At 44.1% G+C, this 13,914-nt stretch carries 12 protein-coding genes and 1 pseudogene; 6 read left to right on the top strand and 7 right to left on the bottom strand.

Going from position 1 to position 13,914, the window contains the following annotated elements:
* Positions 1-137: 137 nt before the first annotated feature.
* A pseudogene (locus ACEW80_RS17615) lies at positions 138-2,078 on the top strand (translocation/assembly module TamB domain-containing protein); the annotation flags it as partial.
* A 319-nt stretch (positions 2,079-2,397) separates the two neighbouring features.
* On the opposite strand, the gene ACEW80_RS17610 reads toward ACEW80_RS17615, so the two are convergent.
* Positions 2,398-2,484, bottom strand: coding sequence for a hypothetical protein (locus ACEW80_RS17610; RefSeq protein WP_373527836.1), 87 nt, complete (start codon positions 2,482-2,484; stop codon positions 2,398-2,400).
* Positions 2,480-2,692, bottom strand: coding sequence for a transposase family protein (locus tag ACEW80_RS17605; RefSeq protein ID WP_373527834.1), 213 nt, complete (start codon positions 2,690-2,692; stop codon positions 2,480-2,482). Before ACEW80_RS17605 ends, ACEW80_RS17610 begins: the two co-directional genes overlap by 5 nt.
* Positions 2,693-3,012: 320 nt before the next feature.
* On the opposite strand from ACEW80_RS17605, the gene ACEW80_RS17600 reads away from it, so the two are divergent.
* The 5 genes from ACEW80_RS17600 (at position 3,013) to pstS (ending at position 7,998) form a co-directional block, all read left to right on the top strand.
* A complete protein-coding gene (locus ACEW80_RS17600; RefSeq protein WP_373527833.1) occupies positions 3,013-3,924 on the top strand; it encodes an S-layer homology domain-containing protein in 912 nt (303 codons plus the stop codon).
* A gap of 12 nt (positions 3,925-3,936) precedes the next feature.
* Entirely contained in the window at positions 3,937-4,890 is a 954-nt protein-coding gene (gene pstC, locus ACEW80_RS17595; RefSeq protein ID WP_373527832.1) for a phosphate ABC transporter permease subunit PstC, read from the top strand.
* A gap of 86 nt (positions 4,891-4,976) precedes the next feature.
* On the top strand, positions 4,977-5,870 hold the full coding sequence (gene pstA, locus ACEW80_RS17590) for a phosphate ABC transporter permease PstA (RefSeq protein WP_373527835.1): 894 nt from the start codon (positions 4,977-4,979) through the stop codon (positions 5,868-5,870).
* 49 nt (positions 5,871-5,919) lie between these two features.
* On the top strand, positions 5,920-6,768 hold the full coding sequence (gene pstB / locus ACEW80_RS17585) for a phosphate ABC transporter ATP-binding protein PstB (protein WP_373527831.1): 849 nt from the start codon (positions 5,920-5,922) through the stop codon (positions 6,766-6,768).
* Between the two features lie 132 nt (positions 6,769-6,900).
* Positions 6,901-7,998, top strand: a complete 1,098-nt coding sequence (gene pstS, locus ACEW80_RS17580; RefSeq protein ID WP_373527830.1) for a phosphate ABC transporter substrate-binding protein PstS — start codon at positions 6,901-6,903, stop codon at positions 7,996-7,998.
* A gap of 574 nt (positions 7,999-8,572) precedes the next feature.
* On the opposite strand, the gene pyk is transcribed toward pstS, so the two are convergent.
* The 5 genes from pyk to ACEW80_RS17555 form a co-directional block, all read right to left on the bottom strand.
* Positions 8,573-9,994 (bottom strand): pyruvate kinase, encoded by a 1,422-nt coding sequence (pyk, locus tag ACEW80_RS17575; protein WP_373527829.1) that lies wholly within the window; start codon positions 9,992-9,994, stop codon positions 8,573-8,575.
* 15 nt (positions 9,995-10,009) lie between these two features.
* Positions 10,010-10,705, bottom strand: coding sequence for a 2,3-bisphosphoglycerate-dependent phosphoglycerate mutase (locus tag ACEW80_RS17570; RefSeq protein WP_373527828.1), 696 nt, complete (start codon positions 10,703-10,705; stop codon positions 10,010-10,012).
* 2 nt (positions 10,706-10,707) lie between these two features.
* A complete protein-coding gene (gene gap, locus ACEW80_RS17565; RefSeq protein WP_373527827.1) occupies positions 10,708-11,712 on the bottom strand; it encodes a type I glyceraldehyde-3-phosphate dehydrogenase in 1,005 nt (334 codons plus the stop codon).
* A gap of 28 nt (positions 11,713-11,740) precedes the next feature.
* Positions 11,741-13,453, bottom strand: a complete 1,713-nt coding sequence (locus ACEW80_RS17560) for an HAD-IIB family hydrolase (RefSeq protein WP_373527826.1) — start codon at positions 13,451-13,453, stop codon at positions 11,741-11,743.
* Positions 13,454-13,595: 142 nt separating this feature from the next.
* On the bottom strand, positions 13,596-13,914 hold a 319-nt coding region (locus tag ACEW80_RS17555; protein WP_373527825.1), incomplete at its 5' end, for an NAD(P)-dependent oxidoreductase.

The following is a 13,914-nucleotide window of genomic DNA, read 5'->3' as shown; positions in this document are numbered from 1 at the left end:
GATTGCAGGTTGGTTGCAAATAATCCTGGCTCAGTTGCATTTAATCCTGGCTGAAGCGCAATTATAGTTGCATTTAATCCTGGTTTGTAAATGTCTTGATTGCAGGTTTTAGCGATTAGTATTGCAGGTCGTTACAACTAGTGGCTTTTTCAGGACAGTTAGGAACTGAGCAACTATCTGGCAACTTGAATGTAGCAAGTTTACCTTTATCACTTTTACAGCCTTTTATTGAACAATACCCCATAGATATCACTGGTAATGTAAATGCTAATGCCACATTGGGAGGTAGTTTACAAGACCCCAGAGTTCAAGGGGAAGTGACGTTAGCCAATGCGACTCTCAACAAGCAACCTGTACAAACAGGACAGGTGAACTTTGATTACAACGATGCTCGTTTGAATTTTGACAGTACTTTACTAGTGACTGGAACGCAGCCAGTTGCCATTACAGGTAGTGTACCTGCTCCGTTACCTTTTGCCGAAGTGCAACCGGATAGCAATCAAATCAGCATCAATGCCAATGTGCAAAATGAAGGATTGGCATTATTAAACCTGTTTACCAACAATCAAGTCGCTTGGGTAGACGGTCAAGGACAAGTAGATTTAAATGTTCAAGGTACTTTAAACGAACCAATTATTAACGGCAATGTCACACTTAATGATGCAACTTTTAGCGCTGAAGCCTTATCTGAACCCCTAACGAATGTCACAGGAATAGCGCAGTTTAATGGTAGTACTGTGAATGTCCAAGGTATCCAAGGCACTTACAATGAAGGGCAAGTAAGTGCATCAGGCATACTCCCGATTCTTCAGCCTCAGCAAGCCGTAGCAAATCCTCTGACAGTATCAATAGCAGACAAACTTAACTTTGAAATTGCAGGACTGTATGAAGGCGGTGTCGGCGGCGATATCGTACTTCGCGGAACAGCCTTAAAACCTGTAATTGGTGGAGAGATTGAACTGAGTGATGGTCAGGTGATTATTGGAAACTCGGCTACTGGTGAGAAAAAATCAGCAGCTACAGCAGCGGCTAACGCTAACGTCATAAATCTAAATAGAGAAGAGGTTAACCCTAACGTTACACCGACAGCAGAGAGTAGCGCTAACCCAGTAGTTACAGTGGAAGGAAGCACTAAGCCAGTGGCGACAGCAGACGCAAGCACTAGCACAGCAACTCCACCCAATTTACCTGTAGAGTTTGCAGATTTAAGGTTAATTCTAGACGACGATGTTCGTGTTACCAGTCAATCTTTTCTCGACTCAATACCAGGAGCAGCCGTCTTTAGCCAGCCCCTATTGAGCTTTGAAGCAAAAGGCGACTTGACCATTAATGGCACGTTAGCCAAACCGCGTCCTGAAGGAGTCATTCGTTTGACAGGAGGACGAGTAAGTTTATTTTCCACTGAGTTTACCTTGGCGCGAGGCTACGAACATACTGCACGGTTTACTCCTAGTCAAGGACTTGATCCGATTCTGGATGTCCGACTGCTCGCAATTGTACCTGAAGCATCGGCAACGAATAATCGAATTTTGGAATCACCATTGTCTGCTGAAATCAGCGATGTTTCTGCTACTAATTTTGGGACTTTACGTACAGTTCGCGTTCAAGCCAGAGTCAACGGGGCAGCTAGTGAATTGGGCAAAAACCTGGAACTGACGAGTGAACCTAACCGTAGTAGAGGAGAAATAGTTGCTTTACTGGGTGGCTCGATTCTTGGTTCTTTTGGTCAAGCAGATGCAGGACAAGGGCTGACTAATTTCGCTAGTTCTACCATTTTAGGTGGTTTGCAAGGAACTATTACTGCGATCGGACAGGCTATTGGCTTCAGTGAATTTCGGATATTTCCCACCCCTACAACTAGTAATGAAACAACGACAGCTTCAGTTCTGAATTTATCAGCAGAAGGTGTATTTGACATCAGTAGAAATTTCTCTGCTTCTTTATCACGCCCTCTTTCTAGCGATGAGTCTTTCCGTTATAACGTGCTTTATCGACTCAATGATGAAATTTTGATGCGAGGCTCAACTAATTTAGGGGATGACAATCTATTCCAAGTTCAGTATGAAACCCGATTTTAGATTACGAAAATAGATAACGCAGGGTGGGCTAATTTTTACAAGCCGATGCAATGGCATTGTGGTTGGATGCATTACGATTGGGTCAATTCTAGAAAAGACTGCTTATCGTTGAATGTTTGTCCCAAAACCAAACGGTGTTCACGCTTACCACGCACTGACCAGATGCAAAGCTTTGAGCTTAGATTCTCGGTCATAGGAGCCTCTATTCACTTTGCCATCTATCGCGACTACTTCTACACCCAACTTCTCAACCAGTGATTGTACCCACCGCCGAAAACATTGCTCAAACTCTTTAGGATTAATTTTCTCAAAGACTCAACTAACAAGTATCTGGACTGGGTATACCTTCTGGTAGTTCTAGAAACGTTTCTAACCATTCTTTTTTATTGAGTCCATACTCCTCAATATCTTCCCAACAAGAGTGCGCCTGCTATCACTGCCAGAATACCTATGGTGATGATATCGGTGAGTGAATGCCATCTCGTCCTTTCCACTGTTGGGTCTTTTACTTGTGTGAAGTATTCCTGAAACTTACTGGTAATGTCTTTGCTATCTACGTTGGGTGTCAACGATGCTTTGGTTTTATTTTTCCTGTTCTCAAATCCTGTCGGCATTATCGGCTCGTTGGGCTAGATGGATTAAATCTTACCCTAGCTCTGATAGCGCCACTTTGTTTCAAACCTTATTGCTGATCGGGCGAGTCCGCTTGTCAATAGGCTTTGAGATGCGCTACCCCTGCTAGAACATTGACGTTTTTGATATTTTCATTGTTGCCTTATCTATACTTAAAGTAATAAGCATAGTCAGTCTTTGGTAGTATTTTAAGCTCTGGAAGAAATTTCTCCACTAAATCTCCACTATTTGTTAATAACTTGTTAATAACTATTGAAGTATTAGAAATAATAAATAATTGAGAAAACAGGGGGCACGGATCATGACACAGTTAACTAAATTAGTGTCAGCAGGTGTATCTTTACTAGCTTTAAATTTAACAGTACTTGCAGTTGGAGCATTGGATACCTATGCTCAATCTTCTCCTACAACTACCTTTAGTGATGTTCAACCTAATTACTGGGCACAGCCATTTATTCGAGGTTTGGCTGCAAGAAATATTGTAACTGGATATCCTGATGGTACATTTCGACCAGAACAGCCAGTAGACCGAGATGAGTTTGCAGCAATTATTCGTAAAGCTTTTGACCAACCACCAACTCGCCAGATACAAAGTGGTGCTGTATATAAGGATGTTCCTAATAACTATTGGGCTACTCGTCCCATTGAAGAAGCATATCAACAAGGATTTATGTCGGGTTATCCTGGTGGTTACTTTCGTCCCAATCAATCGGTTTCTAAAGTTGAGGCTATAGTTGCTTTAAACAAAGGTCTGAATCTAATTACTGGTACATCAGCAGTTACTGTACCCACAGCCATGCAGAGAGTAGTTCCCCAAAAAACCGCACAAAAACCTGTAAAAAGACGTATGATGCCATTAGCATTTACTACTTTAATGCAGCCTTTATTAATATCAAAAGCCCCAGCCGTAGCAGCTAATCCTGTAAATCTTAACCGTCCCGCGTCATTTGTTATTACTAACACTTACGCAGATGCCAATAATATTCCGCAATATGCAGTTGGAGATGTAGCAGCCGCAACTAAAGCAAATATAGTAGTCAACTATCCAAATATTAAAGTTCTTAATCCAAGTAAACCTGCAACTAGAGGAGAGATTACAGCTTTAGTTTATCAAACTTTAGTTTCCCAAGGAAAGATAGAACCAATTGCTATTAATTTAGCTGCCAATCAGTATATTGTTCGTACTCCTGTCAACAAACAAAATGCTCAATAATGGAGGTAGTTGATGACTTCCACAACCAGTGATTCTCAAATGACAGCGCAAGAAGCGCGGTCTGTAACTGAAAAGGCGATCGACCAAAGCTTTCTTTGGGGGACGCGGATACTAGCAATAGGTGTGGCGGGAATTCTGCTATGGATAGCAGGGCAAGTTGCTTGGAATTCAATACCTGCTATTCAACAGCTTGGATTAGAATTTCTGATAACTTCTGCTTGGGACCCTGTAAAGGGCGTTTATGGCGTGCTTCCTATGGCTTATGGCACAGTCGTGAGTTCTCTGATTGCGCTGCTTATAGCTTTCCCGATTGGTGTGGCATGTGCGATCGTCCTGAGCGAAAATTTTTTGCCGCTATCCATTCGGACTCCGCTCACTTTTCTGGTAGAGCTGCTAGCAGCCATTCCTAGCGTCGTCTATGGATTGTGGGGCATTTTTGTCTTGATTCCGTTTCTGCAACCTATCGGTGGATGGCTCCACGATAACTTTGGTTATATACCGTTGTTTTCCACACGATATATTGGCCCAGGTATGTTCCCGGCTGGCATCATCTTAGCGATTATGATTTTGCCCATCCTGGCAACGATCGCTCGAGATTCTCTTGCTGCTCTGCCTAGTGAGTTGCGCTGGGGAGCTTATGGTATTGGAGCTACGCGCTGGCAAGCAATTTTCAGCGTACTCATACCAGCAGCATTTTCTGGGATTATTGGTGGCACGATGTTGGCATTAGGTCGAGCGCTGGGAGAGACAATTGCTGTCACTTTGGTGATTGGTAATAGTAACGATTTAAGCTTTTCAATCCTAGCGCCAGCAAATACAATTGCCTCTCTGTTAGCCAATCAATTTGCAGAAGCAGGTGGTCTGCAAAGAGCTTCTTTATTCTATGCCGGATTAGTGCTATTTGTGATCACACTTATAGTTAACATCGCAGCATATTGGATTATTCAAAAAGTGAAAAAATACTAATTAGTAATTGATAATTAGTCATTTGTAATTGGCGATTAACTTTGAATGAAAAGCAAATGATCGCTAATAAAGGAGAAGATTCTGCTATGACAGCTAGTAACCAGAATGGGAATTATGATGATTTTCCCCTTCCTAAAATGGAGCGCTCTTACTCTACTCCCAGAACAGCAATTGATTTGGCACTGACGATATTAGCATTTTTACTGCTAGGTATTGCCTTGCTGCCCTTATTTTTAGTAGTTGGCTATGTCATTATCAGGGGAGCCAATCGACTCGATCTCGAACTATTTACTGGGTCGATACCAGCAGCGCTGCAACAAGGAGGAGGTATTGCCCCGGCGATTGTGGGAACGCTGATTGTGGTGGGAATTGCTGCTGCTATTAGCATTCCCTTTGGCATTCTCGCAGCAGTCTATTTGTCAGAATTTAGCTCTGGTAGAATAGCTAAGTGGGTTCGTTTTGCCACCAATGTCTTGAGCGGCGTTCCTTCGATCATTGTTGGCATCTTTGCCTATGGAGTAATTGTTGCTACAACAGGTACTTACTCTGCGGTTGCGGGAGGATTTGCCCTTGCCATTCTCATGTTGCCTATTGTGGTACGAACGAGTGATGAATCTTTGCAACTAGTGCCGCAAGAGGTGCGCTGGGCATCAGTAGGTGTAGGGTCTTCCAACTTCCAGACTGTATTGCAGATAGTACTACCTGCTGCTATGGGAGCGATCGCCACAGGAGTGACTTTAGCGATCGCCCGGGCCGCAGGAGAAACTGCACCTCTGATTTTTACAGCTTTGTTTACCCAATTCTGGCCTCGCGGTATATGGGAGCCAGTTCCCACTCTATCAGTCTTAATCTACAACTTCGCTGGTTTACCTTATGAAAATCAGCAGGAACTTGCCTGGGCAGCTTCGCTCATTCTGGTGCTGATGATTTTGTTAACTAGTATTCTCTCTCGTTGGGTAGCCAGTAAAACCACATATTAAACCACTGGCGAAAAAACTTTTAATTATCCTTCCAACCTCCTCAATCATTATGCGTTCTAGAAATCAGGATGAAAATCACCAAAACAACAGTCCTCCTGCCAAGCCAAAGCACGCAGATTCAAGCGAAACGGTTTTGCAGGCAAAAAAATTGAGCGTCTACTATGGCGAAACTTTGGCATTGCAAGAAGTTTCAATGGATATCCTGAAAAACAGCGTCACTGCCTTAATTGGCCCTTCTGGCTGCGGTAAAAGTACGCTAATTCGCTGTTTTAATCGGCTCAATGACCTAATTGATGGCTGTCGGGTAGAAGGTAAAGTGATTTACCGTGGGAAAGACCTTTATGGATCAAAAATCGATCCTGTGGCGGTGCGGCGACGGATTGGTATGGTATTCCAAAAGCCAAATCCTTTCCCGAAATCGATTTATGAAAACATTGCCTATGGAGCTAAAGTTAATGGCTTCAAAGGCGATATGGATGAATTAGTAGAGCGATCGCTCCAGCGAGCAGCTTTGTGGAATGAAGTCAAAGATAAACTAAAAACCAGTGGTTTGTCGCTCTCTGGCGGACAACAACAGCGTTTATGTATTGCGCGGGCGATCGCACTCAAGCCAGAAGTGGTCTTGATGGATGAACCTGCTTCCTCTCTTGATCCAATATCTACTGAGAGCGTGGAAGAACTAATTCACCAACTGAAGCAGGACTACACTATTGTCATTGTGACTCACAATATGCAACAAGCTACGCGCATATCAGATTTCACTGCTTTTTTCAATGCAAAGGCAGGGAAAAACGGTAAGCGATTTGGTTACTTAGTTGAGTATGACAAAACAGAGACTATTTTTGAAAGTCCTCAGGAAGAATCTACCAAACAGTATGTGAGCGGTCACTTTGGTTAAGGAACAACCGAGTGACGAGCAGAGAATGCTAATAGTTAATTTCATCTCCTAATCAGAGACAGCCATTTTTAAACTTCTAATAGGTTTTTGGAAAGCTACATTGACGTTACTGTAAAACCCGAAATACATCTTATGCTGACTCAACTTTTTTCGATGCGACGAGCTTTTTCTCTACCCTTAGTTGCCATCTTCTTGGGTACTAGTGCTTGTCAACCACCAACTGCTGAAAATTCTTCACCAAATGCTAGCCCTGCTGCAAACATCGGTGGTAATGTCTCCCTCGTTGGGGCTGGAGCAAGTTTTCCTGCTCCGTTTTACCAGCGCTGTTTTAATGAGTACAATCAGCAAAATCCTAATATAAGGGTTAGCTATCAATCCGTCGGTAGCGGTGCTGGCGTACAGCAGTTTACACAAGGAACAGTGGATTTTGGTGCTAGCGACGTGGCGATTACCAAAGAAGAAAGACAAAAAATTGAGCGCGGGGCACTGACAATTCCCTTAACTGCGGGAGCGATTGTACTTGCATACAACTTACCTGGTGTAGAAAAGCCTATTAGATTGCCACGGGAAATCTACCCGGCAATCTTTCTAGGAGAAATCAAAAGTTGGAATAGCCCACAAATTGCTCAAGCAAATCCCGGTGTGAATTTACCTGATTTACCGATTACAGTCGTGCATCGTTCTGATGGTAGTGGTACTACAGCCGTTTTCACGGAACACTTAAGCGAAATTAGCCCCCAATGGAAAAGTAAAGTTGGTGCAGATAAAACTGTAAACTGGCCTGCGGGTGTTGGTTCTAAAGGTAATGAGGGAGTTACTGCTCAGATTCAACAAACCCAAGGTGCAATCGGCTATGTAGAATACGGCTACGCCAAGCAGAATAAGATTCCTTTTGCTGCCATAGAAAATAATTCAGGCAATTATGTTGTTGCTTCATCCGAGACAGCTGCTAATGCGTTGGAGTCAATAGAATTACCAGAAAACTTAGTTTCTTTTGCTAGAGATCCAAAGGGGGAACAATCTTATCCGATCGTAACCTACACCTGGCTTCTAGTTTACGACCAGTACCAAGACCAACAAAAAGCTCAAACTCTGCAAAATGTTGTTGAATATGCATTGAATGAGTGTCAAGCATTCAGTGAAGAGTTAGGATATGTACCTCTGCCAAAAACAGTTGTAGATAAAGTACAACCTACCGTACAGAGGATTACAGGCAACACCTCGTCCTAAATGGCTAACATGGGCTGTGTGTGGCTTTCGAGTTGTTGTTTTGGAAGACTATAACTCTACTACATCAGCCCTCTCTTCATACTCTTTTTTTGACCAAGGTATTGCAGCAAGCAACACGGTTTTTATAGTTCCTGAAGTACGTGTTCGTCAGCGAGAGCTTTTAAAACCAAGATACCGGGCGTAGGCGCAGCCCGCCGCAGGCATCGCTTTATCACTCAATTCTTGGCTAAACATATTTTTGAACCATATTGTGGGTATTTTGAACCAAGTTTTGACCGAAAGTTCAAAATTTAAGGGTTAAATTAGTGTGTCTTGCTCTGCATTTTTTACCAAGTCAAAAAATAAAACTTTGGGTTGCATTATGGAACACAAGTAAAACACGCGGGCATAATTTAATTCATAAAGTTAGGTTGAAGATTTGCTCAAAAGCCTGAAATTACGTTAATTTTTGGTCACGCTATGGTTCAAAATTTTGTCATGCGGGGGGTAAAATCACAGTTCGCTTTAGCATTTGTAAGGTTTTCAAATGTGAAGAAATATTTCGCCAACAGCATCCATTGATACTCACACCCCTTTACAGCACTGGCTCACCAATGCGGTGTGCCTTGATTAAGTTGGCAATTCCTGTAATCGCTAGAGGTAAACCAGCGGTAATTACAACCATATCTCCCGTACTCACTAGTCCGCGATCAACAGCGGCTTGTTCCACTCTGGCAATCATTTCATCAGTATTAGAAACCTCTTGAAGCAACAAAGATTGAACACCCCAATAAAGAGCTAGCCGCCGTTGGACGGACTCGGTGGTTGTGACAGCAATAATCGGGATCGGCTGACGATATTTAGAGAGAATCCGTGCAGTAAAACCGTTCTGTGTGAAGCAGATAATCGCCCGTGCTTTGAGATTGTCTGCTAACTGGCAGGCTGCGTGACCGACAGCACTGGGTGTATGATTTTCTTTCACCGCACCATCAATGTAATGGGGAAATGAAGCTAAATCTGCCTCTACTGTCTGGGCAATGCGAGCCATAGTCTTGACTGCTTCTACTGGGTAACGACCTATTGCAGTCTCACCTGAAAGCATGATAGCGTCTGCACCGTCCCAAATGGCGTTGGCAATGTCAGAAACCTCAGCGCGGGTGGGTTGGGGATTTTGGATCATGGACTCCAGCATCTGGGTAGCAACAATCGCTGGTTTGAGATGTTCGTGGCAAGTTTGAATCAGGCGCTTTTGAATTAAGGGGACTTGTTCTAAAGGAATTTCCACACCTAAGTCTCCTCGTGCCACCATAATGACATCGGCAGCAGCGACAATTCCCTCTAGCTCGTCTAATGCTTCGTGGCGCTCGACTTTAGCAACGACATGAATCTTTTTGTCTTGACCTGCCATCATGTCTTTTAAACGCTTGAGTTCCCCAGGTTCTTGCACAAAAGAGAGAGCAACATAATCTACTTCTTGAGCCAATCCCAACTTTAAATCCTGAATGTCCTTTTCAGTAAGGGTTGGGGTAGAGATCGAGGATTGGCTGAGATTAATACCTTTATGGCTTTTCAACGAACCACCATAAATGACAGTTGCATAGATAGTGTTATCCGCGATCCGATCAACCTGGAGTTTGATTAAGCCATCATTAATGAGGATGGGGTCGCCCTCTTTGACATCCCCCGCCAAACCTTGATAAGTGGAACTAAATTTTGCGGCTGTCCCCACTACCTCTTCAATGACAATTGAAGTTTTCTCACCAGCTTGCAAGACTACATCATCTACCATCTCTCCAACTCGAATCTTGGGGCCTTGCAAATCTTGCAAAATAGCAATTGGGCGGTTTAGTTCTGTGGAAACTTCGCGGATCAAATTAATCCTCTTTAAATGAGCTTCACCATTTTCATGGGAAAAGTTCAACCTCGCCACATCCATACCCGCTTCTACCATCGCTTTGATAGTATGGCGATCAGAACAGGCGGGGCCGAGAGTGCAAACAATTTTAGTTTTACGCATGGGGAACGGAAATATTTATTTCAAAACGACTTTATCGCTAACTTTTCCCTCTTTATTGATTTCATAGACAATGGGGATACCCGTTGCAAGTTCGAGATTTGGAACTTCCTCTTGGCTGAGTTGATCGAGATACATAATGATAGAGCGTAGGGAGTTGCCGTGGGCGGAAACCAGAACATTATCATCCTGTTTAAGGTGGGGTAGAATCCGATTTTGGAAAAATGGAATTGTTCTAGCAGCGGTGTCCTCCAAGCTCTCTCCTCCTGGTGGGCGGACGGAAAAAGAGCGCCGCCACTCGTGGACGATATCTTGACCTATCTTCTGTGCCATCTCGGCTTTGTTAAATCCTTGTAAGTCACCGTAGTGGCGTTCGTCTAAGCCTGGACTGGTGAAAATTGGAATTTCTTCACTTTTATAGCCTTCATATTTGTCCCAACCGTGCCAATTGGGGTCATCAGCATCATGTTTGAAAACGGGGCTTTTACCACCACAAGCCCCTTCACACTCAGTTAGACAAATGGCAGTTGTTTCTAACGCCCTGACTAGTAAGCTAGTAAAACAGACATCAATCTGATAAGGACTAATTTTCTTTGCTGCTTCCATCGCCTCGCGGCGACCAACACGATTGAGGGGGACATCTACCCAGCCGCTAAATCGGTTAGCTGCATTCCAGGTGCTTTGACCGTGACGAACCAAAATTAGTTTTGCCATTTTTATGATTTTGAATTTCCTACCAAGCTGATAGCTGCCCGCACCATTTGATTGGCATAGCCCCATTCGTTGTCATACCAACTCATAACTTTTACTAAGTCGCCATCAACAACTTGTGTCATTGTCAAATCGACAATTGAGGCATGGGAATCGCCAACAATATCAGACGAGACAATTTCTGCTTCGGAAACGCCCAAGATACCTTTGTAGCGATCGCTTTGTGATTCTTCTTTGAAGATGCTATTAATTTCTTCGACAGTTGTTTCTTTCTGGGTGACGAAGATAATGTCAGCAATTGAACCAACTGGAATTGGCGCACGCACTGCCACACCATCAAATTTCCCCGCGTATTGTGGTAGTACTTTAGCAGTAGCGATCGCTGCTCCGGTAGAAGTTGGTACCAAATTGGCTGCACCCGCCCTGCCTCGGCGGAATTTTTTACTCGGCCCATCCACAATTTCTTGAGAAGAAGTATAGGCATGAATTGTTGACATGATTGCTTTTTTCACGCCAATCCTTCTACCCAATATCTCTACCACGGGTGTAATGCAATTGGTAGTGCAGCTGGCACAGGAGAAAATTTGTGCAGAATCAGGTGTTTGGTTAACACCATAAACCACTGTATCAACATCTTCACTTTTAGCAGGCGCTGAGAGGATCGCGTGTTTTGCACCCGCTTTGATATGCTTTTCTAAACCTTCCTTCTTTGTAAAAATCCCAGTACATTCAAAAACTACATCAATTCCTAAATTGCCCCAAGGAAGTTGCTCTGGGTCTTTTTCGCTAAAAATTTTGTACTCTTTGCCGTCTATAATTAAGCTATTTTCGTCACTTTCTACTGTTTTTTTATATTTGCCGTAAACGGTGTCGTACTTCAACAAATAAGCTAGATTTTCGGTTGAAACCAAGTCATTAACTGCAACTAATTCTAATTCTGGCTCATTAAGTATGAGCTTAAAAACAGCTCTGCCAATTCTACCTAATCCATTAATTGCAATGCGAGCCATAATTACCTCTTTTTTATTTGTAGATTGATTAAGATGGAGCCGTATAACGCTGCTCGATCACGTCCCTAATTAAAGCGCGACTCTGCTCGGGGGAATTATTGGGCGATTGTTCAACTTGTGCTGCCTCAGCAGCCAGATCCTCGTCTTTAATCGCTTCTCGGAACCAACGAGAGTAATCTCCTCGGCGGAGATGGTACAGCCAGGTAGCATCGTCAACTCCCTCTGCTAGCTGATTAAATAGGACAAGATTCTGCGCCCGCAGCTTGAGTTTTCCCTCTGAACCACGAAAATAAAAGCTTTTATCTGCACCCATCTCGCCTTTGGCATAGTGGCGGAGATGGCGGCGATGGGCAATCCGAGGCAGGGCAATGCGAAATTGAAACGGCTCGGCTGCCGTTCGTCTGAACCATGCAACAGCTTCTCCTGGTTCAAGGGTAGGGGGATCGAAGGAGGGTGGTTGCTGAACTAGGTTCTTACAGAAAGATTTTACGGTTTGCTCTGGATCTTCACCAACAGCAATCAACGTATCGATGAGCGACAGAGCAGCCGCCGAAACCCGATCTGGATGTACAGTGATTAATATTATTCCCTCTAACTCTTGAGGAAGCGTGATCACCGCAGGGTCCCAGGATGAGGGTAATAGGTGGTGTGCCTCGTCAACGACTATCCAGTGAGGACGACCTGTTTTAGCCCTTAGCTGCTGTAAGTGAGGCAGCAAGTTTTCAAAGAATGAAGGACGGTTTTCTAAAGAAACTCCAATCAGGTTGATCACGGCATTTTGGCTAGGGTTTTCTAGCAGTTCGAGGGCTTCAGCGACACTCGGCTCTCTTTGGTGATCGCCCAAAATCACCGCCCCCTCGAAAGCCTCATAGTCGCCTTCAGGATCGATGATGCAAAACTGATAACCCCGTTCTGATAAGCGTTCTAAAATCCCCGTTGCCAAGGTTGACTTACCACTCCCCGAAGTGCCAGCGACTAGAAGATTGACACCGTAGGGCTTGAGATTGACTAACTCACTATCTTGGCAGGTGCCAAGCAGGATCTGGTGTCGTGTCAACTGAGGCTCAAGTTCTGCTAAATCCGAGGCAACCAGTTTGTCAATCAGCTCAGTAACTCCTGCACCCCGACTGCCATTGGTAACAAAATCAACCCGCTCCTTGAGTACAGGTAAAGCATTAGCAACCCCTACGGAACACTCACATAGGTCGAGAAAGGCATGATCGTTCTCAGCATCGCCTACACCAACGGTATTATGTGGTGATAATCCCAGTTCGCTCAATGCAGCGCCCAGTCCAGTTGCTTTATTCAAGCCTGAAGGCAGCACCATCACAGCACCCTTGTTAAAGATTATTTGTAACTCCAGCCCCAGCTCACGGATTACCTCAAGCACTGTGGTTTCATGAGGATGCCAGGTCGCAACGATCACCTTGCCCACAGAGAACGGATCTACGCCTCTTTCGCGTAGCGCTTTGATAAATTCCGCTGATGGGCGATCGCCTAGTAGCTTTTCTTCCTGGGTAGCGTTTTGGTACAGCAAAGCTCCGTTCTCTGCTACAATCCGATCAAACAAGTCGGCGTAAGGAAAGACGTGCAGTAAGTCGTCTATCTGCCTACCAGTTACTAGAATTAGCCTCCGACCAGAGTCTCGCAGGCGCTCAAGCGCAGCTAAGGTTGTTTCATCCACCTGACCATTATGAGCTAGGGTTCCATCATAATCACAGGCAAGTGCAAGATAGCGCATAGACAATTTACTGATAAAAGAACAACTTTGGCAGTTTGGGAAAATTGGAATTTTATAGAAAACATTCAGTTGCCAACTTCTACCTTGAGAAGACTTTTGCTTGCATATTTAGGTAGAGTTGCACATCAACCTGTAGTAGTTCTCATCTGAAAGTACCCTCCACAACATTTTGAGGCTTACCTTTTCCAAAGGAGAGGATATTGTTGACAGTTGTATCCAGAATGCGCTGAACTGCCTCACGGGTATTAAAGGCACTATGAGGGGTGATGATAACATTGCGTAGGCGTAGCAGAATATGGTCGGCTAACAGCGTTTCCATGTTGTGCTGCTTGCGATAAACCGAGCGCAGCAGTTCGGCTTCCTCGCGCATCACGGGTTCTTCTGGCAAAACATCCAACCCCGCTGCGGCTACTTTCCCCTCGGCTAGAGCGTGAAGCAAAGCTTGAACATCTACTAAACTA

Source organism: Nostoc sp. (assembly GCF_041747015.1).
Classification (GTDB): Bacteria; Cyanobacteriota; Cyanobacteriia; order Cyanobacteriales; family Nostocaceae; genus Nostoc.
Note: the sequence above shows the minus strand (reverse complement) of the source record. Positions and strands in the feature narration are given on the sequence as shown.

Coding starts and splice junctions, on each gene's coding strand:
- ACEW80_RS17605 (WP_373527834.1), bottom strand. CDS start 2,692: ATGCCGACAGGATTTGAGAACAGGAAAAATAAAACCAAAGCATCGTTG.
- ACEW80_RS17600 (WP_373527833.1), top strand. CDS start 3,013: ATGACACAGTTAACTAAATTAGTGTCAGCAGGTGTATCTTTACTAGCT.
- pstC (WP_373527832.1), top strand. CDS start 3,937: ATGACTTCCACAACCAGTGATTCTCAAATGACAGCGCAAGAAGCGCGG.
- pstA (WP_373527835.1), top strand. CDS start 4,977: ATGACAGCTAGTAACCAGAATGGGAATTATGATGATTTTCCCCTTCCT.
- pstB (WP_373527831.1), top strand. CDS start 5,920: ATGCGTTCTAGAAATCAGGATGAAAATCACCAAAACAACAGTCCTCCT.
- pstS (WP_373527830.1), top strand. CDS start 6,901: ATGCTGACTCAACTTTTTTCGATGCGACGAGCTTTTTCTCTACCCTTA.
- pyk (WP_373527829.1), bottom strand. CDS start 9,994: ATGCGTAAAACTAAAATTGTTTGCACTCTCGGCCCCGCCTGTTCTGAT.
- ACEW80_RS17570 (WP_373527828.1), bottom strand. CDS start 10,705: ATGGCAAAACTAATTTTGGTTCGTCACGGTCAAAGCACCTGGAATGCA.
- gap (WP_373527827.1), bottom strand. CDS start 11,712: ATGGCTCGCATTGCAATTAATGGATTAGGTAGAATTGGCAGAGCTGTT.
- ACEW80_RS17560 (WP_373527826.1), bottom strand. CDS start 13,453: ATGCGCTATCTTGCACTTGCCTGTGATTATGATGGAACCCTAGCTCAT.